This window comes from Mesorhizobium sp. WSM4832, assembly GCF_055811115.1.
Map to the genome: position 1 here is coordinate 202166 of NZ_JBVVQH010000001.1, position 20772 is coordinate 222937.

Consider the following 20772-nt stretch of genomic DNA (forward strand, 5'->3'; position numbering starts at 1 on the left):
GTTTCATTCGATCGATTCATGACGTTGTTGGCGCCTCATACGTTCCGCCAAGCCCTCCAGAATAAGCGTCAGCCCCGCCTCGAACGCTGCCGCATGATCCATGTGCGGGACGTCGATAGTGCGGCTCGTATTGGTGGCAAGGCTGGCCTCGGCCTGTTCCTCTAACACGCTGCCGACCGTGAAGCGGCTGGCAGCAAGCATCGCCATCTTGGCGTCATGCTCAGGCACCCCGGACGCGACCAGAAACGCAATCTTGTGTGTAATTCGGTCGATGTCTGCCGCCCCCGGGCGGGTTCCGGCGTGGAGTCGTGCGCCGTCGCGGTGCATCAGCAGCGTTCGCCGGAAGCTGCGCGTATTGTCCGCGAACCAGTCATGCCAATTGTCGGATGGCATCGGAAGCCGAGCGGTCGCATGGGACGCCATTGCGGCTTCTGCCATGGCCGCGAGCAACTCCTCCTTTTTCCGGAAATGCCAGTAGAGCGATGGCTGTTCGACGCGCAGCCGCTTCGCCAGTTGCCTGGTGCTGATGGCATCCAGGCCAACCTCGTCGAGCAGGTCCAGTGCTTCGGCAATCACGATTTCACGATTCAATTTTGTCATGTTGACAATCTATCACTGATAGGGAATGTTGCAATAAACCTATCAGTGATAGACTAGGGATGTGCATGACAATTGGATCGGGAACTTCCTCCCTCAAAATCCTCATCTGTGGCGGCGGCATTGCCGGGCCGGCCCTGGCCTATTGGCTCGCCCGAGGCGGCCACCGGGTCGTCGTTGTCGAACGTTTTCCGGTTCTCCGGGCCACAGGGGCGCAGGTCGACCTTCGCGGCCAAGGCATCGATGCCATCAAGCGAATGGACCTGCTTGACGTTGTCAGGAGCAGGCTTGTCGATGAGGCCGGAGTCTCCTTTGTGAACGCCAAAGGCAAAGCCATGGCGACGATCATGGCCAACACTTCAGGCCGAGGCCGTCAGTCCCTGACATCCGAATACGAGATCATGCGCGGGGACCTTGTGCGCATTCTTTTCGATGCAACGAAGGACGCCGTCGCCTACGTCTTTGGCAAAGCCGTCGAGCGTTTCGAACAGGATGAGGGACAGGTCATTGCCCATTTCTCCGACGGTTCTTCCGACGAGTTTGACCTCCTGGTTGGGGCGGACGGTCAAGGGTCGCGCATTCGTAAAGCCATTCTGCCAACCGCTTCTCCTGATCCCTACCTGCGGCTGGGGATGCATATGGCATACTGGTTCATTCCGCGCCTTCCGTCGGACAGCAGCATTCGTGAAACGTACCTTGCACCGGACGGTAGAATGATCATGCGCAGGAGCCACAGCCCAACGGAGACCCAGGTCTACTTTGTGCTCAGGGATGATTCCAAAGAGGCACCGGCTATTCACAAACAGTCGATCGAGCGCCAAAAGCAGTTTTGGACAGACCGTTTTCAAAACGCAGGATGGCAGACCCAACGGTTTCTCGAAGGTATGATGGTGACTGAGAGTTTTTATTCCCAGGAAGTGGTGCAGGTGCGTACGCAGACATGGTCTAAGGGGCAAGTGGCCCTGGTCGGCGATGCCGCACATTGTGCTTCTCCCTTTAGCGGCATGGGGGTCTCTGGTGGCCTAGTGGGAGCGTATGTCCTTGCCGGTGAGATCAATCGGAACTCCCAAAATTTGCCGGAGGCTCTTGCAAATTACGACAAGTTGCTGCGGCCGTTCGCCAATGAAATTCAAAAAGCGGTCAAGCCACTTCTCCTGCGACTGGGTATGCCTAAAACGCAGTTAGGAATTGACGCTTTTCATGCTGTTGCAGCATTGGCCTGCGGCCTGCGAATTCCGAATCTGATCGGCCGGCTTTCGAAGGAAGACCGGGGCGGCGACTGGCAGTTGCCGAAATATACCTGAATCAACAAGCCCATCGTTCGACCGTACGGCGAGATGGCGATGATCCGGCTCGCCGCGACATTTATGCATCCCGGCCCGAACCGGGCGCCGGCCCCGGCAACACGTCCCGGTAAACACACTCATGTGTGGCCGGATGGTACCATTCGACCACCTTCGTCTCGCCGGGTGAAAGGGGGCTCTCGACTCGACAAAGCGCTTTACCTAGTTTGCGCGGCAATTCTCGATCTCTTGGTTTGACGCAATTCCGGACGGAAAACCGTTTCACACTTTTCCTGGAATTGCTTGGGCGGCGGCGCATGAAAAAACTCATCCTGGTCATTCTCGGCTTGATGCTGGCGGCGACGCTGTTCGGCGCTGAAGCGGCGACATTGGTGCCGGCCGGCAACCGCAATGCCGAGCAACCCGACATTCCTGGCGCGTCCAGCCGGCGCACCCAGGCGACCAACACCACCTTCCAGGCGAAATACCGCAAGGTCTATGCGCTGCTGCAGAACGACGCCGACCTTCGCGCCAAGATCAGGAAAGCGGCGGCGGCCTACGGCATCGACCCCATGCATATCGTCGGCGCCATCGTCGGCGAGCATACCTACAATGTCGACGCCTATGACCGGTTGCAGACCTATTACGTCAAGGCGATCTCCTACCTGTCGAGCAAGCTTACCTTTGCCTATGACGGCGAGGACGTCAGCGATTTCATCCAGCGGCCGGAATTCAAGAAATGCGACGGCACGCACGATAGCTACGATCTGTGGGAATGCCGCGAGCAGGTGTGGAACCACGCTTTCCGCGGCAAGACCGTTGGCGGCGAGGATTTCCCCAACGACCGCTTCGGCGCCACCTTCTTCCAGCCTTACTATGCCGGCCAGACCTTCGGTCTAGGCCAGCTCAACCCGCTGACGGCGCTGCAGATGAGCGACCTGGTGCACAAGGTCTCCGGCCTGCCCGAACTCGACGTCAGCGATCCCAACGCGGTCTACAAGACCATCATGGATCCGGACCTGACGCTGCCCTACGTCGCCGCGACCATCAGGAAGTCGATCGACGCCTATCGCAGCATTGCCGGCTTCGACATTTCGAAAAATCCGGGCCTGACCGCCACGCTCTACAATGTCGGCAACCCTGAGCAGCGCGCCTATGCGCTGAAGGCGGAGAACGACGAGCGCCGCGCCGAAGGCGGACCGGAAAAACTGCCCGAGGAGAACTATTACGGCTGGCTGGTCAACGACAAGCTCGACGAGCTGAAAGCGCTCTTCTAGCCAGCCTCACACCGCCAGCAGCGATTTCAGCTTGACCGCTTGCGAGCCCAGCGCTTCCGGCGCCGGCGTCGCCCGCTTGGCGATCAGCATCTCCGCCAGGCGGATGTCGCGCGCCGCCGCATTGCCGGGCCCGATGCCGCTGGCGGCCACAAGCCTGCCGTCCTCGGCGAGATGGAACAGGATGAAGGCGCCGTCATCGAGGTCGCGCCGCACGATGGAGCGGCCCTCGTCCGAAAGCCCGGCGATCTGCAGCGTCAGCCCGTATTGATCCGACCAGAACCACGGCACGGCGGCATGCGCCTCATTAGCGCCGAGCATATTCTTCGCGGCGAGCGCGCCTTGTTCCTGCGCGTTGCGCCAGGCTTCGAGGCGCACGCGCCGTCCGCCATAGATGGCGAGCGGGAACGAGCAGCAATCGCCGGCGGCGAAGATATCCGGATCGGCCGTTTGCAGCCGCTCGTCGACGGCGATGCCATTGTCGATTGTGAGCCCCGCTTCGGCGGCGAGCCCGGTCACCGGTATGGCGCCGATGCCGATCACCGCCAGATCGGCGACGATCTTTTGCCCGTCGGCCAGAGTGATGCCGACCTCGGCGCCATCATCGGCGATCGCCGCGATGCCCTGGCCGGCGTGGATCGAAACGCCTTCGGCCTCATGCGCCTCGTGGATGATCTCGGCGATCTCGGCCGGCACGCCGCGCATCAGGATGCGCGGCTGCGCCTCGATGACCGTGACCGTGGCGCCAAGCTTTCGCGCCGCGGCGGCAAGCTCCAGGCCGATGAAGCCGCCGCCGATGATGGCGACGCGATTTCCGGCGCTAAGATGGGCGCGTATGGCCAGCGCGTCGTTGAAGGTCCGCAGATAAACGCAGCGCGGCCCAACACCCGGCATAGGCAGCTTGCGCGGCACCGATCCGGTCGCCAGCAGCAGCTTGTCGTAGGGTAGGGAAGATCCGTCCGACAGGCGCACGGCATGCGCGGCACGGTCGATCGCAACGGCGCGGACGGAATGGATGTGACGGATCGAGCGCTCGGCGAAAAGCTCGTCGGTGGCGATCGCCTTGATGGCCGGGGCCTCGCCGGTCATGGCTTCCTTCGACAGCGGCGGCCGCTCGTAGGGCAAATGCGGCTCGTCGCCGACCAGCGTCACTGGCCCTTCATAGCCGAGATCACGCAGGGCAAGTGCTGCGCGCCCGCCGCATTCGCCGGCGCCAATGATCACCATTCCTCCCGTCATCCCCGCCGCCTGCATGGCTCTCACCCGACCTGGATGAGGACCTTGCCAGCGTCGACCTTGACCGGATAGGTCTTCAGGTTGACGCAGGCCGGCGCGCCGCGCGCCGCACCGGTCTTGTAGTTGAAGCGGCCATTATGCTTCGGGCACTCGATGATGTCGTCCATCACCAGCCCGTCGGCCAGATGCACCTTCTCATGCGTGCACAGCCCTTCGGTCGCAAAATATTCATCGTCCGGGCTGCGGTAGATGGCGAAGCTACGGCCGGCATGGTCGAACCGCATCACGTCTTCTTCGTCGATGTCTCCGGCCGCGCAGGCCTCGACCCAGTCGCTCATCTCGTCCTCCCGCGAAATCCTGAATTTCCTTGAGCCTCACTCCGCGGCGGCAGCCATCGGAATGTCGTTGTGCAGTTCCTCGCGATAGGGCCGCGCCGTCGGCGGCAGCTTGCGCTTGATGAAATAGTCCTCGTTGCGCAGCTGGCGCAGGAACGCCGGGATCATTTCGCGGTAGCCGGCCAGGATCGACGGCGTCGGCGCCGGCAGGTCGTGCTTGATCATGTCATGCAGCTTCGGCAGCGCGTGATAGGGCACCATCGGGAACATGTGGTGCTCCACATGGTAGTTCATGTTCCAGTAGATGAAGCGGCTGATCGGGTTCATCAGCACGGTGCGGCTGTTCAGGCGGTGGTCGATGACATTGTCGGCGAGGCCGCCATGCTGCAGCAGCCCGGTCATGACGTGATGCCAGGCGCCGTAGAGGCGGGACAGGCCGACAAGCATCAGCGGCAGCCATGAATGCAGATAGAACGCCAGCGCGATGGTCGCGACATAGATGACCAGCCAGATCCGGGCCACGCGAATCGCCTTCGGCTGCTCCTGCTCGGGAATGAAGGTCTTTTCGGCGGCGCTGATGACGCCGGCGGCATTGCGCACCATGTCGGTCATCGCATGCCAGGCGTCGAGGATGCCGAAGAAATTCAGGACGACGCGCAAAAGGTCCGGCGGCCGCATGACGGCGATCTCCGGATCGCGGCCGACGATTATGGTGTCGGTGTGGTGGCGCGTATGGCTCCAGCGCCAAGTCACCGGATTGCGCATGATCATGAAGCAGGCGAGCTGGTAGACGGCATCGTTCATCCACTGCGTGCGGAAGGCCGTGCCGTGGCCGCATTCGTGCCAGCGGGAATCGGTCGAGGAGCCATAGAGCGTGCCATAGACGAAGAAGAACGGCACGCACCACCAGCTGCCCCAGAACCAGGCGCCGCCCGCGCCGCTGAGGATCAGCGCGCCGAGCCAGATGATGGTGTCGCGGATCGCCGGCTGGTCGGAGCGCTGCATCAGCTCCTTCATCTGCTTGCGCGGGATTTCCGTGTGATACCACTCGGCCGCAGCGAGCCCGTTCTCGACCGCGAGCTTGGCGTCTCGCCCGGTCAGGCTGTAGTCGCGCGGCGACGCCGCCGAAGACGTGATTGCCGTCATTGGGGTTCCTCCGCCAGCGCCTCGGCGAACCGCCCGACCATGCGGGGCTCGCGCATCGCTGACTTTCCACTTCAGCATAGGCGCAGGGTCTGATAGTCTCAACATCATAAAGATAGTTTCTATCATTTCCTATCAGGACGAGATATCCTGAGTCGGACAAGCGAGGAAAGCATTCATGGCAAAGCGGCCGACCATTACCGATCTCGCGCGCGCCTCGGGCGTCAGCGTCGCCACCGTCGACAGGGTGCTGAACAGCCGCCTGCCGGTGCGCGAGGAGACGGCGCGCCGGGTCTACGAGGCCGCCACCGAGATCGGCTACCACGCGGCAGGCTTGATTAGGCAGCGCATGCGCCAGGAATTGCCGGAATACCGGCTCGGCTTCCTGCTGCTCAGGGGCAATGATGTCTTCTACGGCGATTTCGCCAGGGAGCTCGAATTGGCGGTTGTGCAGTCGCAACGGTTCCGCGGCACCGCGACGATCGACTTCGCCGCTTCGCTGGCGCCCGACGAGATCGCCGGCCAGATGCGCAGGCTGGCGGCCAAGTCGAGAGCGATCGCCGTCGTCGGCCCGGACCATCCGACGCTGACGGCGGTGGTGGAGACGCTCAAGGCTCGCGGGCAGCCGGTCTTCTCGCTGCTGTCCGATTTTGCCGCCGGCATCCGCGAGGGCTATGTCGGGCTCGACAACCGCAAGGTCGGGCGCAGCGCGGCCTGGATGATCGCCAAGGCGGCAAGAAAGCCCGGCAAGGTCGCGCTCTTCGTCGGCAGCCACCGCTTCCACGGCCATGAATTGCGCGAGATCGGCTTCCGCTCCTTCTTTCGCGAGCACGCGCCGGACTTCACCGTGATGGAGACGCTGGTCAACCTCGAGGCGAACGATGTGACGCACGACGCCATGCTCGAGCTTTTGGCGCGCCATCCCGATCTCGTCGGCTGCTATGTCGCCGGTGGCGGCATGGAGGGCGCGGTTTCGGCGCTGAGGACGGCGAAGCCGGCGGATATGCCGGTCGTCATCTGCAACGAAATCAACGCCACGTCGCGCGCGGCGCTCGCCGACAACATCCTCACCATGGTGATCTCGACGCCGCTCGCGGCGCTTTGCCGGGAACTCGTGGGGCTGATGGCGCATGCCATCGAAAGCGGCGCCGCCAATGCGCCGGGGCAGACCTTCCTGCCCTTCGACATCTATCTGCCGGAAAACATCTAGCTGCACAGCGCAGGGATTTGATCGGTCGGCTCTGTTTGCGTTGGCATGCGGCATGCGTTGGAGATTGGCCGAAACGCCCATCACGATCGTCATTCTAGGGCGGAGCGGCGCGCAGCGACGCGCAGACCCTAGAATCCATGCCGTTACCTTCGCCAAGGCGTGCAACGGAGCAAAATTCTGCACCGCAGCAGCGCTTCCAAGTCACGGCATGGATTCTATGGTCTGCGCGCGTCGCTTCGCTCCTTGCTCCGCCATAGAATGACGAGGTTGGGGCGGCTTCAACCAATCCCCAGCGTTTGCGCTGACTTCACGGAAATGAATGGAGATCTTGCACCAAGACAAACGGCAACCTTTCAAAAATTCCTGTGTAGGGGAACTAACCCCCCGGAGCGACGGAATCGATATGATAGAATCCATCAGACTGATGGATTCTGTCATGGCGCTTCGCCCGGGTTCAGGCGCAGATTTCGGTGATCGTGGTCCTCGTAACGGTGCCGGCGATCGAAAAACCGGCGGCCTCGGTCGGAATCGCCCTTGACGTTTCCGAAACGAAATGGAATAAATATTTCACTAACTAGGCTTTTTGGTTCTTTCGTTCCGGAACGTCTATTCGAACGGAGGACGAGGCGTTCCATCGAATGGCAACGCCGCATGGCCGCAGGGAGAGATTCTCCGGGCAAACCGGGGATTCCGGTTCAATGGGTGCAGCCGGACACCAAGTGGAGGAGAGATAAAATGAAGAAACTGCTTTTGGGCGTCGCGCTTTCGGCGCTGATGTGTTCATCCGCCTTCGCCGCCAAGATCGGCGTGTCGATGGCCAAATTCGACGACAACTTCCTGACCGTGCTGCGCAACGGCATGATCGCGCAGGCCAAGGGCATGAGCGGTGTCGAACTGCAGGTCGAGGACGCGCAGAACGACGTCGCCAAGCAGCTCGACCAGATCAAGAACTTCGCCGCCTCGGGCGTCGACGCCATCATCGTCAACCCGGTCGACACCTCGGCCACGCAGGCGATGTCGGATGCCGCGGCTGCCGCCAAGATCCCGCTGGTCTACGTCAACCGCGAGCCGGTCAATGTCGACAAGCTGCCCGACAACCAGGCCTTCGTCGCCTCGAACGAGGCCGATTCCGGCACGCTCGAGACCAAGGAAGTCTGCCGCCTGTTCACCGAAGCCGGCAAGAAGGAAGCCAATGTCTATGTGATCATGGGCGAGCTGTCGAACCAGGCGGCCGTGCAGCGCACCAAGGACATCGACAATGTGATCGCCACGCCGGAGTGCAGCTTCATCAAGATCATCGACAAGCAGACGTCGAACTGGAACCGCGACGAAGCGCAGAACCTGATGACCAACTGGCTCTCGACCGGCAAGCCGTTCGACGGCGTCATCGCCAACAATGACGAAAGCGCCATCGGCGCCATCCAGGCGATGAAGGCCGCCAACGTCGACATGAAGTCGGTTGTTGTCGGCGGCGTCGATGCCACCCAGGACGCGCTGGCGGCAATGCAGGCCGGCGACCTCGACGCAACGGTCTTCCAGGACGCCGCCGGTCAGGGCGCCGGTGCCCTCGATGCGGCGCTGAAGCTCGCCAAGGGCGAGAAGGTGGAGCACAAGGTCTATGTGCCCTTCCAGCTTGTCACGCCGGCCAACATCGACAAGTTCCTGAAGAAGAACTGAGGCTGGCGGCTCGCGGGAGCAATTCCAGGGCGGTTTCCGTCCGGAATTGCGTTAAAATGAAAACAGAGCGGCGCACCAGATAACCACAACAGCGCCGCTCCTGTTCTTCCCCACCGCCCGAATGGGCGGGAGGGCAGGTGCGGCCTGACGGAGGACAAGACGTGGCACAGACATCTCATGGCGTCGGCGGGCTCAGCTACGATGCGAAGAAGCGCGCATGGCCGGCCGAATTCAACGTGTTCCTCGCGCTCATCATTCTCGTTGTCGTCTTCGAATTGATCGGCCGCGTCTTTCTCGGCGACAGCTTCCTGTTCAACACCCGAAGTGACGTTGGCGGCCTCTTCAACCAGGCGCGCCTGCAGATCATCATCCTGCAGGTGTCGATTGTCGGCATCATCGCCATCGGCGTGACGCAGGTGATCATCACCGGCGGCATCGACCTGTCCTCGGGCTCGATCGTCGGCGCCACCGCCATGATCGCCATGAGCTTCGCGCAGGTGGCGACCGTCAACGGCAACCCCAATCCCAAGGCGATGTTCCTGGCCCAGGGCTGGACCGACCTGCCGGTCATCGTGCCGGTTCTGGTCGCGATCGGCTGCGGCCTGATCGCCGGCCTGATCAACGGTTCGTTGATCGCCTACACGCGCATTCCGCCCTTCATCGCCACGCTTGGCATGATGATCACCGCGCGCGGCATCGCCAAATGGTGGTCGAAGGGCCAGCCGATCTCGTTTCCCACCGATAGTTTCGCTGCCATCAGCACGGGCTCGCGACCGGTCGTCATCTTCCTGGCGCTGGCCGTGCTGTTCCAGCTGATCCTGACCTATACGCGCTACGGCAAGCATTGTTATGCCATCGGCTCCAATGAAGACGCCGCGCGCATGTCCGGCATCAAGATCGCCAACCACAAGATCCTCGTTTACACGATCGCCGGCATCCTTGCCTCGCTCGCAGCGGTCGTGCTCTGCTCCAAGAACCTGACCGCGCAGTCGGGCATGGGGGTGATGTACGAACTCGACGCCATCGCCATGGCGGTCATCGGCGGCGTCTCGCTGTCGGGCGGCCGCGGCTCGATCATCGGCACGGTGATCGGCGCGCTGATCTTCGGCGTCATCATCTCCGGCTTCACCTTCTTGCGCCTCGACGCCTACTATCAGGAGATGGTCAAGGGCGTGATCATTGTCGGCGCGGTCGTTCTCGACCAATGGCGTCAACGCATGCGGGCATTGAGGGCATGACCATGTCGGACATCGTTCTGAAGACCGAAAACCTCACCAAGCGCTATGGTGGCGTGCAGGCGCTCGAAGGCGCGAATTTCGAGCTGCGCAAGGGCGAGCATGTCGCCATCATGGGCGACAACGGCGCGGGCAAGTCGACCTTCGTGCGCCAGATTACTGCCGTCGAGCAGCGCACCGACGGCAAGATCTGGTTCGACGGCAAGGAAGTGAACTTCAACGGCCCGATCGAGGCGCGCGAGGCTGGCATCGAGACCGTGTTCCAAAATCTGGCATTGGCCGACGATCTCGACGTGCCGTCCAACCTGTTCCTCGGCCGCGAAAAGGTGCTGTTCAACCTCGGTCCGTTCTCGATCCTCGACCGCAGATATATGCGCAAGGCAACTGAAGCGGCGCTGGTGCGTACGGCGGTGAAGATCCCGAACCTTTCCAGCACCATCCGCCACATGTCGGGCGGCCAGCGCCAATGCGTGGCGATCGCCCGGACGGCGACCTTCGCCTCCAAGCTGATCATCATGGACGAGCCGACGGCGGCGCTTGGCGTGCAGGAAACGGCGCAGGTCGAGAACATCATCCGCACGCTGAAAGCAAACGGCGAGCCGCTGATCCTGATCAGCCACAACATGCGCCAGGTCTTCGACCTTTGCGATCGTATCGTCGTCTTCCGGCGCGGCCGCATCGTCGCCAATCTGCGCAAGGAGAATACCGACGGCAACGATATCGTCTCCTACATCACCGGCGCCAAGACCGGGGAGGCGGAACTGGCGGCCGCCTGATATTCACGACGGCGGATCGACCCGCGATTCCCGCCAGCCAGATCAATCTCCGCGCCTGATGGGCGCGACAGGTTCTAAAACCCATCTTCGAAGGACATTCCATGACACTCCGCTTCGCTCTTCTCGGCGCCGGCCGCATCGGCAAGGTGCATGCCCGGGCCGTCGCTTCCAACCCGCAGGCCAAGTTGGTGGCCGTAGCCGACGCCTTCGAGAAAGCGGCGACCGAGCTTGCTGGGGCCTATGGCGCCGAAGTCCGCACCGTCGACGCCATCGAGAAGGCCAAGGATATCGATGCCGTCATCATCTGCACGCCGACCGACACGCATGCCGACCTGATCGAGCGCTTCGCCAGGGCCGGCAAGGCGATCTTCTGCGAGAAGCCGATCGATCTCTCCGTCGAGCGCGTTGAAAAATGCCTGGCCGTGGTCGAGCAGACCAAAGCCACATTGATGGTCGGCTTCAACCGCCGCTTCGATCCGCATTTCGCCGCCGTCCGCAAGGCGATCGACGACGGCGCCATCGGCACGGTCGAGATGGTCACCATCACGTCGCGCGATCCCGGCGCCCCGCCGCTCGACTACATCGCCCGCTCCGGCGGCATCTTTCGCGACATGACCATCCATGATTTCGACATGGCGCGCTTCCTCTTGGGTGAAGAGCCGGTTGCGGTGAGCGCCCACGCCTCGGTGCTGGTCGACAAAAAAATCGGCGAAGCCGGCGATTTCGACTCGGTCAGCGTCATCCTCGAAACCGCGTCCGGCAAGCAGGCCGTCATCTCCAATTCGCGCCGCGCCACTTATGGCTACGACCAGCGCATCGAAGTGCACGGGTCCAAGGGCATGGTCGCGGCCGAGAACCAGCGGCCGGTGTCGATCGAGCTCGCCAACGACAAGGGCTACACCCGCCCGCCGCTGCACGACTTCTTCATGACCCGCTACATCGACGCCTACGCCATTGAGATTGCTTCCTTCATCGTCGCCGCAACGAAGGGCAAGAAAGCGACGCCGAGCGGCAAGGACGGGCTCATAGCGTTGAAGCTGGCCGATGCGGCGCTGAAGTCGGCCAAGACAGGCAAGACCATCCGCGTCGATTGAAGATTTGAACAGGGAATAAGGAGCACAGCGATGAGCGGTTTGGCCGGTCGCAATTCACAAACGCGCGCCATCGTCACCGGCGGCGCGCAAGGCATTGGCTTCGCCGTCGCCGAGGCGTTGGCCGACGAGGGCTGCCGCGCGCTGGCGCTGATCGGCCGCTCGCAGGAGAAGGGCGACAAGGCGGTCGCCGCGCTGAAGAAGAGCGGCGTCGATGCCATCTTCATCAGCGCCGATGTCGCCAAGGTCGCCGACTGCAAGCGCGCCGTCGAGACGGCGATCAAGCATTTCGGCACCTTGAACGCGCTGGTCAACGCCGCCGCCACCTCGGCGCGCGGCTCGCTGGTCGAAACCACCGAGGAGCTTTTCGACCAGATCTTCGACACCAATGTTCGCGGTCCCTTCTTCCTGATGCAGGGCCTGGTCGCGCATCTCCTGGAGCGCAAGGCGCCTGGCTCGATCGTCAACGTGCTGTCGATGTCGGCGCATGCCGGCCAGTCCTTCCTGACGCCCTATTCGACCAGCAAGGGCGCGTTGATGACGCTGACCAAGAATGTTGCCAACGCCTATCGCTTCAACCGCATCCGCTGCAACGCGGTGCTGCCCGGGTGGATGGATACCGAGGGCGAGGACATCGTGCAGAAGAAGTGGCACGCAGCACCCGACAACTGGCTGGAAAAGGCCGAGGCCACGCAGCCGATGGGCCAACTGGTGAAGCCGGCGCAGCTTGCACGGCTGATCACCTATATGGTTAGCCCGCAATCGGGCGTCATGACCGGATCGCTGGTCGACTATGATCAGAGCATCGCCGGGTCGTCGCCGGAGTAGCGTCAGCGAATCTGGCGGAAACGCCCACCCCTTCGTCATCCTCGGGTCTGCGGGGGGCTTCGCTCCTGCTCGCCCGGGATGACGAAATCGTGAGGCTTCTGCTATCTCGAATTGGCTGTCATCAGGCCACGTGACAATCGCCTCCGCATCGACTATATGAGCCGCATGATCAACCTGACCGCCACGTATTGGTATTTTAGCAGCTCGCTGGCGGCGGGAGGATTGCGCTCGATCTGAAGATTGCAGATCAAAATCCGACAAGCCGCCAGACCTGGCGGCTTTTTTTGTTTCAGCCGGCAGGTCTCCTAACCAGGAGCAGAAAGCCGTGTTGACCACTACAGACGACCTCCGGGTCACCGAACTCAAGGTACTGACCACGCCGGAAGAGGTGATGCGCGAGATACCGCGCTCGCTCACGGCGACGCGCACCGTTGCCGCTTCGCGCAACGCCATCCATTCCATCCTGACAGGGGCCGACGATCGACTGGTGGTCATCGTCGGCCCTTGTTCCATCCACGATCCGGTCGCCGCCGTGGACTACGCCAGCCGTCTGGCGGCGCTGCGCGAGGCCCTGGCCGACCGGCTCGAGATCGTCATGCGCGTCTATTTTGAGAAGCCGCGCACCACGGTCGGCTGGAAGGGTCTCATCAACGATCCCGATCTCGACGGCAGCTTCAACATCGACAAGGGGTTGAGGATGGCGCGCAACGTGCTGTCGGCCGTCAACAATCTCGGCCTGCCGGCGGCAACCGAGTTCCTCGACATGACGACGCCGCAATACATCGCCGACCTCGTCGCCTGGGGCGCCATCGGCGCGCGCACCACCGAAAGCCAGATCCATCGCGAGCTGGCATCCGGCCTCTCCTGCCCGGTCGGCTTCAAGAACGGTACCGACGGCAATCTCAAGATCGCTGGCGAGGCGGTGAAGTCGGCCGCCCAGCCGCATCATTTCATGGCGGTGACCAAGGGTGGCCGCAGCGCCATCGCGGCGACCACCGGCAACGAGGATTGCCATGTGATCCTGCGCGGCGGCATCACGCCGAACTATGATGCCGCAAGCGTCGATGCCGCCGCTGCCGAACTCGGCCGCATCGGTGTCGCGCCGCGGCTGATGATCGATGTCAGCCACGCCAACAGCGCCAAGAAGCCGGAAAACCAGCCGAAGGTCGCGGCCGACGTGGCGGGCCAGGTCGCGGCTGGCGACGAGCGCATCATCGGCGTCATGATCGAGAGCAATCTCGTCGCCGGCCGGCAGGACGTGGTGGCCGGCAAGCCGCTCACCTATGGCCAGAGCATCACCGATGGTTGCATCGACTGGGAGACCACCGAGACGGTGCTGCACGGCCTCGCCGGCGCCGTCGAATGGCGCCGGTCGGTGAAGCGCGAGATGCTTGGCAGCCGTCAAGGCGCGGCGTGATGGCTATGAACGAGGGCGGTGATTACACCGCCCTCAGTCCCTCCCATGCGGTGAACGCCGAGACCGCAAAGAGCAGCAACCCGGCCGCCCGGCCCGCAAGTATGGTCGCTTGTGGATTGGCGATCAAAAGCTTGCGGCTGCGCCCGGCGGTGACGGCGAGCCCGCCATAGATCGCCGCCTGGGTGGCGACCGTCAGCAATCCCATGACCGTCGCCTGTATCCAGATCGGACCGTAAGCCGGTTTCAGGAATTGCGGATAGACGGCAAGGATGAAGAGATAGGCCTTCGGGTTGATCAGGCAGGTGACCATTCCCTGCCGAAACGCCTTCCAGGCCGAGCGGCTCCCCGTGGGTCCGTTGTCGCCGACGGTGATCGAGCTGCGCATCAGCGAAATGCCGATATAGGCCATGTAAGCGGCGCCGGCCACCAGCAGCGGCGTGAACAGGATCGGCACGAAATGCATGAGCAGGCCGACGCCGACCGCGCCGTTCAGCGTGTGCACTGCGCCGCCCAGCATGATGCCGGCGGTCGCCGCCAGGTCCCTGTTGCTGCCGCCGGTCAGCGCATTGGCCAGCACGAACAGCATGTCCATGCCGGGCACGGCAATGATGCCGAACAGCAGGATGAAGAAGAGCCAGAGGTTTTCCGCGTAACTCATGTCAGTTGCCTGTTGCCGCGCCGGCGAAGGCGCAAAGGAATCTGTTGATTTTCAAGCCGGTAGGCGGCCCTATAGGTCACCCCAACTGACGGGGATGTGTCAGTTGCGTTGCAGCCAGGTGAAGAAATGCGCAAGGCCTCGCGCCTGTTCGAGATCATCCAGATCCTGCGTCTGGCTCGAAAGCCGGTGACCGCAGCGACGATCGCCGGACAACTGGAAGTGACGGTGCGCTCCGTCTATCGCGACATCGCGGCCCTGCAGGCCATGCGCGTGCCGATCGAGGGCGGGCGCGGCATCGGCTACATCCTGCGCCCCGGCTTCGACCTGCCGCCGCTGATGTTTTCCATCGAGGAGATGGAAGCAATCGTGCTGTCGCTGGCGCTGCTCGAACGCACCGGCGACGACGAGCTCAAGCAGGCCGCAAAACGCGTCGGCGCCAAGATCGCCGGTGCGGTGCCGCCGCCCTTGCGGCAGACCCTCGACGCCAACGCGCTCCACGCATGGGGTTTTGCAGCGCCTTCCGCTTCTGCCGTCGACCTCGCGCTGGTCCGCCGCGCCATCCGCGACGAGGAGAAGCTCAGCCTCTCCTATCGCGACGAAGCGGGACGGCCGACCGAACGCATCATCCGCCCGATCGCGCTGATCTACTATGCCGAGACCGCCAACATCGTCGCCTGGTGCGAATTGCGCCAGGCCATCCGCAATTTCCGCAGCGACCGCATCGAGGACTGCCGGCCGACCGGCCTGTGGTTCAAGGGCGAAGGCGACGGGCTGCGGCAAGTGTGGGTCGACGGCTGGGAGATCAATGCCCCGGCGGCCGTTGGCAACTGACATGTTGCCGGTTTCGCGATGCGGTGCTCTGCCCGGCCTCGGTCGAGGTGAATTCAGGGAACGATGCCGCGACAGGCCCAGGCGACATTGGCGAAGGATCGCGGGCCATCGGGCCTGCCGGCCTGATAGGCGTCGCGGACTGCGGCCTCGACGCGCTTCTGCTCGGCTGTGTCCAGCGTGGTCATATATTTGCCGAGCGGACCTTCTCCGGCGCCGATCGGCGCCCAGAGGTCGTCGAAATCTGAGTAGTCCATCCGGATCATCAGCTCGGCCTCGGTAACGTCGGCTAGGCCTCGCTCGACAAAGGTCCGCTTCATTTCGCCTGGCTGCATCATCGGCTGGAAGCAGTAGCGGCTGCGCATCTGACGCCCGCTTTCGCTGAGCGCCGCGACGGTGTCGATGATCATGCGCATGCCGGTCATACCGCCATAATGATCCCACACCACGGCCGCGACCATGCCGCCCGGACGCACCACGCGGCGCATCTCTGCCACCGCCTTGCCGGCCTCCGGCACGAAGTGAAGCACCAGCAGCGCCAGCGAACGGTCGAACGCACCATCCGCGAATGGCAGCGCCGTGGCGTCCGCCTGACTGATGGTGACGCGCGGATCGGTGTTGCGCTGCCTGGCCGCCTCGACGAACACCGGCGAGAAGTCGATGGCCTGGATTTCGGCAAGATCGCCGGATTTTGCCAGCTCGAAGGTCAGGCTGCCGGTGCCGCAGCCGACATCGAGGATCTTCTCGCCGGCGGCAAGCCCGGCGAAATCGATGAATTTGGTCGCGAGCCGCCGGCTCCAGCGCCCCATGAGCTGCTCATAGCCCGACGCCGCCTGAACCGTGAAGCTTGATGTCATCCCGCTCTCCCTCGCCGTTGCAGGCTAGACCTCCGCGGGAGCTATGCCAAGCGACGAAAGCAGCCAATCGTGCCGGGATCGGACAAGGGTGCGAGCAGCGGGTCGGCGCCGCCCGGCTGGCAAGTTGCCGGGAACCTGCACAAGAGCTAATATAGCGCCGAACCCTCTCAGGCATGGGGGACGGGGTGAGCAAGATCCTGATTTGCGGTGGAGGCGTGATCGGATTGTGCACGGCGGCCATGCTTGGCCGCGACGGTCATGACGTGACGGTGCTCGAGGCCGACCCGGCAGGTCACCCCTCGCGTTCCATTCAAGGATGGGACTGGGAGCGCCCCGGCGTTGCGCAATTCAGGCAGCCTCACAACCTCAGCTCGCGTTTCCGGATGGTCGCCGATCAGGAGCTGCCCGGGCTGACGGATACATTGCTGCGCGCCGGCTGCGTCTGGATGGACTTCTTCGACCCCGGGTCATTGCCCCCGACAATAACGGACAGGGCGCCCCGCCCGGGTGACGAAGCCATGCGCTTCGTCACCGGCCGGCGGCCGGTGATCGAATGGGCCGTGGCCGAGATGGCGCAAGCTGCGCCCAATGTAACGGTACGGCGAGGGATCAAGGTTCGCGAACTGATCACGGGCGCCTCAGCTATTCCCGGCGTGCCGCATATTGCTGGCGTTCGTACAACTTCCGGCGAGGAGATTCGCGCCGATCTGGTGATCGATGCGATGGGGCGGCGAAGCCCTGCCTGCGAATGGATTGTTGCGGCGGGAGGCCGCAGCCCGAGCGAGGAAGCCGAGGACAGTAATTTCGTCTATTTCACTCGCTACTTCACGGGCAAGCAGCGGCCGCGCCGAATGGGCCGCCTGCTTACGCCGATGGGGCTGTTCTCGATACTCACGCTGGACAGCGACAACGATACCTGGTCGGTCACCTTGTTCACCTCAGCGCGGAACAAGGCGATGCGCGCCTTGCGCGACGCGGCCACGTTCCATCGTGTGGTGATGGCATGCCCGCTGCAAGCTCATTGGCTCGAAGGCGAGCCGATCACCCATGTCCTGCTGATGGCGGGGGTCCTCGACCGGTACCGGCGGTTCGTCGTCGACGGGCAGCCCGTCGTCACGGGATACGCGGCCGTGGGCGATGCCTGGGCATGCACCAATCCGTCCGCCGGACGAGGCCTGAGCGTCGGCCTCCTGCACGCGCAGGTGCTCAGGAATGTCGCGCGCCGGCACATCGACGATCCCGGCGAATTCTCGCGGGAATACGACGCGGAGACCGAACGCCAGATCGGCCCGTTCTATCGCAACCAGATCGCCGCCGACCGCGCCAGGATCGCCGAGATGGAGGCGCTTGCTGAAGGTCTCCCGATGCCACCCCCGAATCCGATGATGGCCAAGCTTTTTGCCGCCTCAGCCCAGGATGCAGACGTCTTCCGCGGCGTGGTCGAGATCGCCATGTGCGTCTCGCTGCCCCAGGACATCTTCGCCAGGCCGCATATCGCGGCAAAACTGGCCGAGCTGGACGGTCGCCCCTTGCCGCCGAACGCCAACATCATTGATAGGCAACAAATGGCGTCGTTGATCGCCGGGTGATGCTCAGGCCGCAGCAGGCCCCACGCTCTCCCGCTCCACCAACGGGCATTCGAGCTTGGTGATGGGATAGCGGCCGCGGCCGGGCGTTGGCGGGGTTTCGAGCTGCTCGATCGCCCATTGGCCCATCGCCAGATGCGGCAGGATCGAGGTCGTCAGCGGCGGGAAGAGGTGGCGGGCGATCTCCTCGTCGTCATAGCCGACCACGGAAATATCCTGCGGGATATGCAGGCCGGCTTCCTTCAGCGCCTCGTAGCAGCCGATCGCCGTTCGGTCGTTCTGGCAGAAGATGGCGGTGGGCCGCTCCTTCAGCCCAAGCAGCTTGACCGTTGCAGCGTAGCCGGCGCTGGCCGACCAGTCGCCTTCGACCACCAGCGCCGGATCGAACGGGATGTCGGCGGTGGCTAAAGCGCGGCGATAGCCTTTCAGCCGGTCCTGCGCGGCCTGCATCCACGGCTCGCCGGTGATGGTGGCGATGCGGCGGTGGCCATGGCCGATCAGATGCCTGGTGGCGCTCTGGCCGCCGGCGATCTCGGAGGGAACCACGGCCGGGAAGGCATAGTCGGCGGTGTAGCAGTTGAGCAGGATGACCGGGATTTCGAGGCTGTAGAGGAAATCCGGCGCGGCGATCTCGCGGGTGAAGATGGTCATGTAGATCAGCGCCGAGATGCCGCGCCTTGTCAGGGCCTGGATGGCGCGCGGCTCCATCACCGCATCGCCCATGGTCTGCGCCACCAGAAGCACGTTGCCCGCGTTCCACGAGGCCTGCCGCGCGCCCTCGATGGCGACCACCGCCTCGGGGCTGGTGGCAAGCTGGTCGACCGCGAAGCCGATGACGCCGTCCAGGCCTTCGAACGGCGTCACCGGCGGCCGGAGCGCTGAAAAAACCGGGGGCGAGTAGCCCAGCGCCCGCGCCGCTTCTATTACCCGGTCGCGTGTCTGCTGCGACAGCCTGATGCCCGGCGAATTGTTGAGCACGAACGACACCGTCGCCTGCGAGCAGCCGGCGGCGCGCGCAATATCGGTCATGGTGACACGCCCCTTGGGCTTGGCGGCTGGCTTACGGCGCCTGGAGGCCGCGGGAGGATCGCGCAGTTCCGTCGGTTCACTCATGGTCGTTTCCCAAACCCGGCCGGCTCCAAAGCAAAGGCCGCCGGCAACGGCAAGATGGTCGAAGTCGGTGCGCGTGTCGAAAGCGCATCTGTACTAATAGATATTATCATGCGCGGCACGCAAACCGCCAGCCGCCTGGCATCGCGACGAAACCGGCCGGACAAAGGTCAGCAGCACTGACAATTCCTGTGTTTTCCGTGCGGTGGCGGGCCTTGCCGCGCTCGCTCTCCTCACTCCCCGGCGCGTCTCGCGACCAGCGTCTCCTCCGCTTCGAAGGCGCGCGCTCCAGCGCCATAACTAATACTCTTTACTAATAGCCGCAAGCGATCTAGTGTCAACTTGTCGTAGCCGTCCGGGCCTCGGATCGGTGCCGGCAAGTGTGACGGACGCCCGCTCGATATCCCGGCAACATCGCCGGCTTCGGCCCGCGGCCCATCTCACGAAAATGTCAGACAAATCGGACTATTTACGAACGCCACATGAGTGTCTAGTGTCTCGACCGCGGCCGGATCGGCACCGTTCTTAAGTCGGCGGACCTTTGCGCCGCACCCTTGAGGAGGAGGGTTGTCCGGGCCGCAGCCGAGACATCAGTGACGAGTTCTACAAGGGAGGTTGAACTATGAAATCCACGATCCGTAATGCATCTGTCGCCGCGGCGGCCTTGCTCATCGGCCTGTCGGTAAGCGCCAGCGTGCGCGCCGACGACAAGCCGACGCTGGCCTTCGTCGTCAACGGTGCGTCAGACTTCTGGAAGGCGGCGGAAGCCGGCGTGAAGAAGGCGCAGGGCGAATTGCCCGACTACAATCTCGAGCTCAAATATCCGGAACAGTCCTCGGTCGCCATCCAGCAGCGGCTGATGGACGATTTGGTGACGGCCGGCGTCAAGGGCATCATGGTCTCGGCCGTGGATCCCAAGACCTCGACCGACGGGCTGAACAAGATCGCGTCGGAAACGGCGCTGTTCACCACGGACTCCGATGCGCCGCAGACCAAGCGCGTCGCCTATATCGGCTCGTCCAATGTCGACGCCGGCAAGCAGGCGGCCGAAATCGCCAAGAAGGCGATGCCGGACGGCGGCAAGTGCCTCGGCTTCGTCGGGCTGCTCGGCGCCGACAACGCCAAGGAGCGCATCCAGGGCATGAAGGATGGGCTCGCCGGCAGCAAGATCGAGCTGGTCGACGTGCGCGGCGACGACATCGACCAGGCGCGCGCCAAGAAGAACGTCGAGGACGCGCTGGTCGCCAGCCCCGACATCACCTGCATGGTCGGCTTCTACTCCTACAACACGCCGCGCATCTATGAAGCGCTGCGCGATGCCGGCAAGCTTGGCCAGATCACGGTTGTCGGTTTCGACGACGATCCGATCACGCTGGGCGGCGTCAAGGAAGGCACCGTCGCCGCCACCGTCGTGCAGCAGCCGTTCGAGTGGGCCTATCAGGGCATGAAGCTGATGGCCGCCTACCTCAAGGGCGACAAGTCCGGCATCCCGGAGAAGGGCCTGATCATCATCCCGACCAAGATCATCGGCAAGGATGATGTCGACGCCTACGCCGCCAATCTGAAGGCGATGTCCGGCAATTGATCGATGAGCAGTTGCGCCGGCTCAGGGTTCGCCTTGAGCCGGCGTT

The 20772-nt window shown here is 63.4% G+C and carries 19 protein-coding genes; 12 read left to right on the plus strand and 7 right to left on the minus strand.

Annotated features, from left to right (window positions below; translation table 11 throughout):
• Positions 1–3: 3 nt before the first annotated feature.
• On the minus strand, positions 4–600 hold the full coding sequence (locus AC0L2L_RS01005; RefSeq protein WP_473575545.1) for a TetR/AcrR family transcriptional regulator C-terminal domain-containing protein: 597 nt from the start codon (positions 598–600) through the stop codon (positions 4–6).
• 65 nt (positions 601–665) lie between these two features.
• Here AC0L2L_RS01005 and AC0L2L_RS01010 point away from each other — a divergent pair, with 65 nt between their 5' ends.
• Both AC0L2L_RS01010 and AC0L2L_RS01015 read left to right on the plus strand, forming a co-directional pair.
• A complete protein-coding gene (locus AC0L2L_RS01010) occupies positions 666–1901 on the plus strand; it encodes an FAD-dependent oxidoreductase (RefSeq protein ID WP_473575547.1) in 1236 nt (411 codons plus the stop codon).
• Positions 1902–2197: 296 nt separating this feature from the next.
• Positions 2198–3157 carry a DUF1402 family protein gene (locus AC0L2L_RS01015; RefSeq protein ID WP_473575549.1) on the plus strand — a complete coding sequence of 320 codons (960 nt, stop codon included), beginning with the start codon at positions 2198–2200 and terminating at the stop codon, positions 3155–3157.
• A gap of 6 nt (positions 3158–3163) precedes the next feature.
• On the opposite strand, the gene AC0L2L_RS01020 is transcribed toward AC0L2L_RS01015, so the two are convergent.
• From AC0L2L_RS01020 to AC0L2L_RS01030, 3 genes are read right to left on the minus strand one after another with little or no spacing between them, the layout of a single operon-like run.
• A complete protein-coding gene (locus AC0L2L_RS01020; protein WP_473575551.1) occupies positions 3164–4381 on the minus strand; it encodes an NAD(P)/FAD-dependent oxidoreductase in 1218 nt (405 codons plus the stop codon).
• Between the two features lie 32 nt (positions 4382–4413).
• Positions 4414–4728 carry a MocE family 2Fe-2S type ferredoxin gene (locus AC0L2L_RS01025; RefSeq protein WP_027166984.1) on the minus strand — a complete coding sequence of 105 codons (315 nt, stop codon included), beginning with the start codon at positions 4726–4728 and terminating at the stop codon, positions 4414–4416.
• A gap of 36 nt (positions 4729–4764) precedes the next feature.
• The gene (locus AC0L2L_RS01030) at positions 4765–5871 is read right to left on the minus strand and encodes a fatty acid desaturase family protein (RefSeq protein ID WP_473575553.1); all 1107 of its coding nucleotides are present in this window, start codon (positions 5869–5871) and stop codon (positions 4765–4767) included.
• A 175-nt stretch (positions 5872–6046) separates the two neighbouring features.
• On the opposite strand from AC0L2L_RS01030, the gene AC0L2L_RS01035 reads away from it, so the two are divergent.
• The 7 genes from AC0L2L_RS01035 to AC0L2L_RS01065 all read left to right on the plus strand — a co-directional run bounded on the left by AC0L2L_RS01035 (position 6047) and on the right by AC0L2L_RS01065 (position 14102).
• The gene (locus AC0L2L_RS01035; protein ID WP_473575554.1) at positions 6047–7078 is read left to right on the plus strand and encodes a LacI family DNA-binding transcriptional regulator; all 1032 of its coding nucleotides are present in this window, start codon (positions 6047–6049) and stop codon (positions 7076–7078) included.
• A gap of 735 nt (positions 7079–7813) precedes the next feature.
• Positions 7814–8755, plus strand: coding sequence for a sugar ABC transporter substrate-binding protein (locus AC0L2L_RS01040; RefSeq protein ID WP_027166987.1), 942 nt, complete (start codon positions 7814–7816; stop codon positions 8753–8755).
• A gap of 161 nt (positions 8756–8916) precedes the next feature.
• A complete protein-coding gene (locus AC0L2L_RS01045; RefSeq protein WP_473575555.1) occupies positions 8917–9993 on the plus strand; it encodes an ABC transporter permease in 1077 nt (358 codons plus the stop codon).
• Positions 9994–9995: 2 nt separating this feature from the next.
• Complete coding sequence (locus AC0L2L_RS01050) at positions 9996–10766, plus strand: ATP-binding cassette domain-containing protein (protein WP_473575557.1); 771 nt, start codon at positions 9996–9998, stop codon at positions 10764–10766.
• Between the two features lie 101 nt (positions 10767–10867).
• Positions 10868–11860: an inositol 2-dehydrogenase gene (gene iolG, locus AC0L2L_RS01055; protein WP_473575558.1), complete on the plus strand. Its 993-nt coding sequence runs from the start codon at positions 10868–10870 to the stop codon at positions 11858–11860.
• A gap of 30 nt (positions 11861–11890) precedes the next feature.
• A complete protein-coding gene (locus AC0L2L_RS01060; RefSeq protein ID WP_473575560.1) occupies positions 11891–12685 on the plus strand; it encodes an SDR family oxidoreductase in 795 nt (264 codons plus the stop codon).
• A gap of 325 nt (positions 12686–13010) precedes the next feature.
• On the plus strand, positions 13011–14102 hold the full coding sequence (locus AC0L2L_RS01065) for a 3-deoxy-7-phosphoheptulonate synthase (RefSeq protein WP_473575561.1): 1092 nt from the start codon (positions 13011–13013) through the stop codon (positions 14100–14102).
• Between the two features lie 22 nt (positions 14103–14124).
• On the opposite strand, the gene AC0L2L_RS01070 is transcribed toward AC0L2L_RS01065, so the two are convergent.
• Positions 14125–14760 carry a LysE family translocator gene (locus AC0L2L_RS01070; protein ID WP_473575563.1) on the minus strand — a complete coding sequence of 212 codons (636 nt, stop codon included), beginning with the start codon at positions 14758–14760 and terminating at the stop codon, positions 14125–14127.
• 126 nt (positions 14761–14886) lie between these two features.
• Here AC0L2L_RS01070 and AC0L2L_RS01075 point away from each other — a divergent pair, with 126 nt between their 5' ends.
• Positions 14887–15591: a helix-turn-helix transcriptional regulator gene (locus tag AC0L2L_RS01075; protein WP_473575564.1), complete on the plus strand. Its 705-nt coding sequence runs from the start codon at positions 14887–14889 to the stop codon at positions 15589–15591.
• A 53-nt stretch (positions 15592–15644) separates the two neighbouring features.
• Here the strand turns inward: AC0L2L_RS01075 and AC0L2L_RS01080 are convergent, their stop codons facing one another.
• Positions 15645–16445: a class I SAM-dependent methyltransferase gene (locus tag AC0L2L_RS01080; protein WP_473575566.1), complete on the minus strand. Its 801-nt coding sequence runs from the start codon at positions 16443–16445 to the stop codon at positions 15645–15647.
• A 185-nt stretch (positions 16446–16630) separates the two neighbouring features.
• Between AC0L2L_RS01080 and AC0L2L_RS01085 the strand changes: the two genes are divergently transcribed.
• Positions 16631–18034 (plus strand): FAD-dependent oxidoreductase, encoded by a 1404-nt coding sequence (locus AC0L2L_RS01085; RefSeq protein ID WP_473575568.1) that lies wholly within the window; start codon positions 16631–16633, stop codon positions 18032–18034.
• Positions 18035–18037: 3 nt separating this feature from the next.
• Here AC0L2L_RS01085 and AC0L2L_RS01090 read toward each other — a convergent pair whose 3' ends face one another.
• The gene (locus AC0L2L_RS01090; RefSeq protein ID WP_473575570.1) at positions 18038–19144 is read right to left on the minus strand and encodes a LacI family DNA-binding transcriptional regulator; all 1107 of its coding nucleotides are present in this window, start codon (positions 19142–19144) and stop codon (positions 18038–18040) included.
• A 619-nt stretch (positions 19145–19763) separates the two neighbouring features.
• Between AC0L2L_RS01090 and AC0L2L_RS01095 the strand changes: the two genes are divergently transcribed.
• The gene (locus AC0L2L_RS01095) at positions 19764–20726 is read left to right on the plus strand and encodes a sugar-binding protein (protein WP_473575572.1); all 963 of its coding nucleotides are present in this window, start codon (positions 19764–19766) and stop codon (positions 20724–20726) included.
• Positions 20727–20772: the final 46 nt, after the last annotated feature.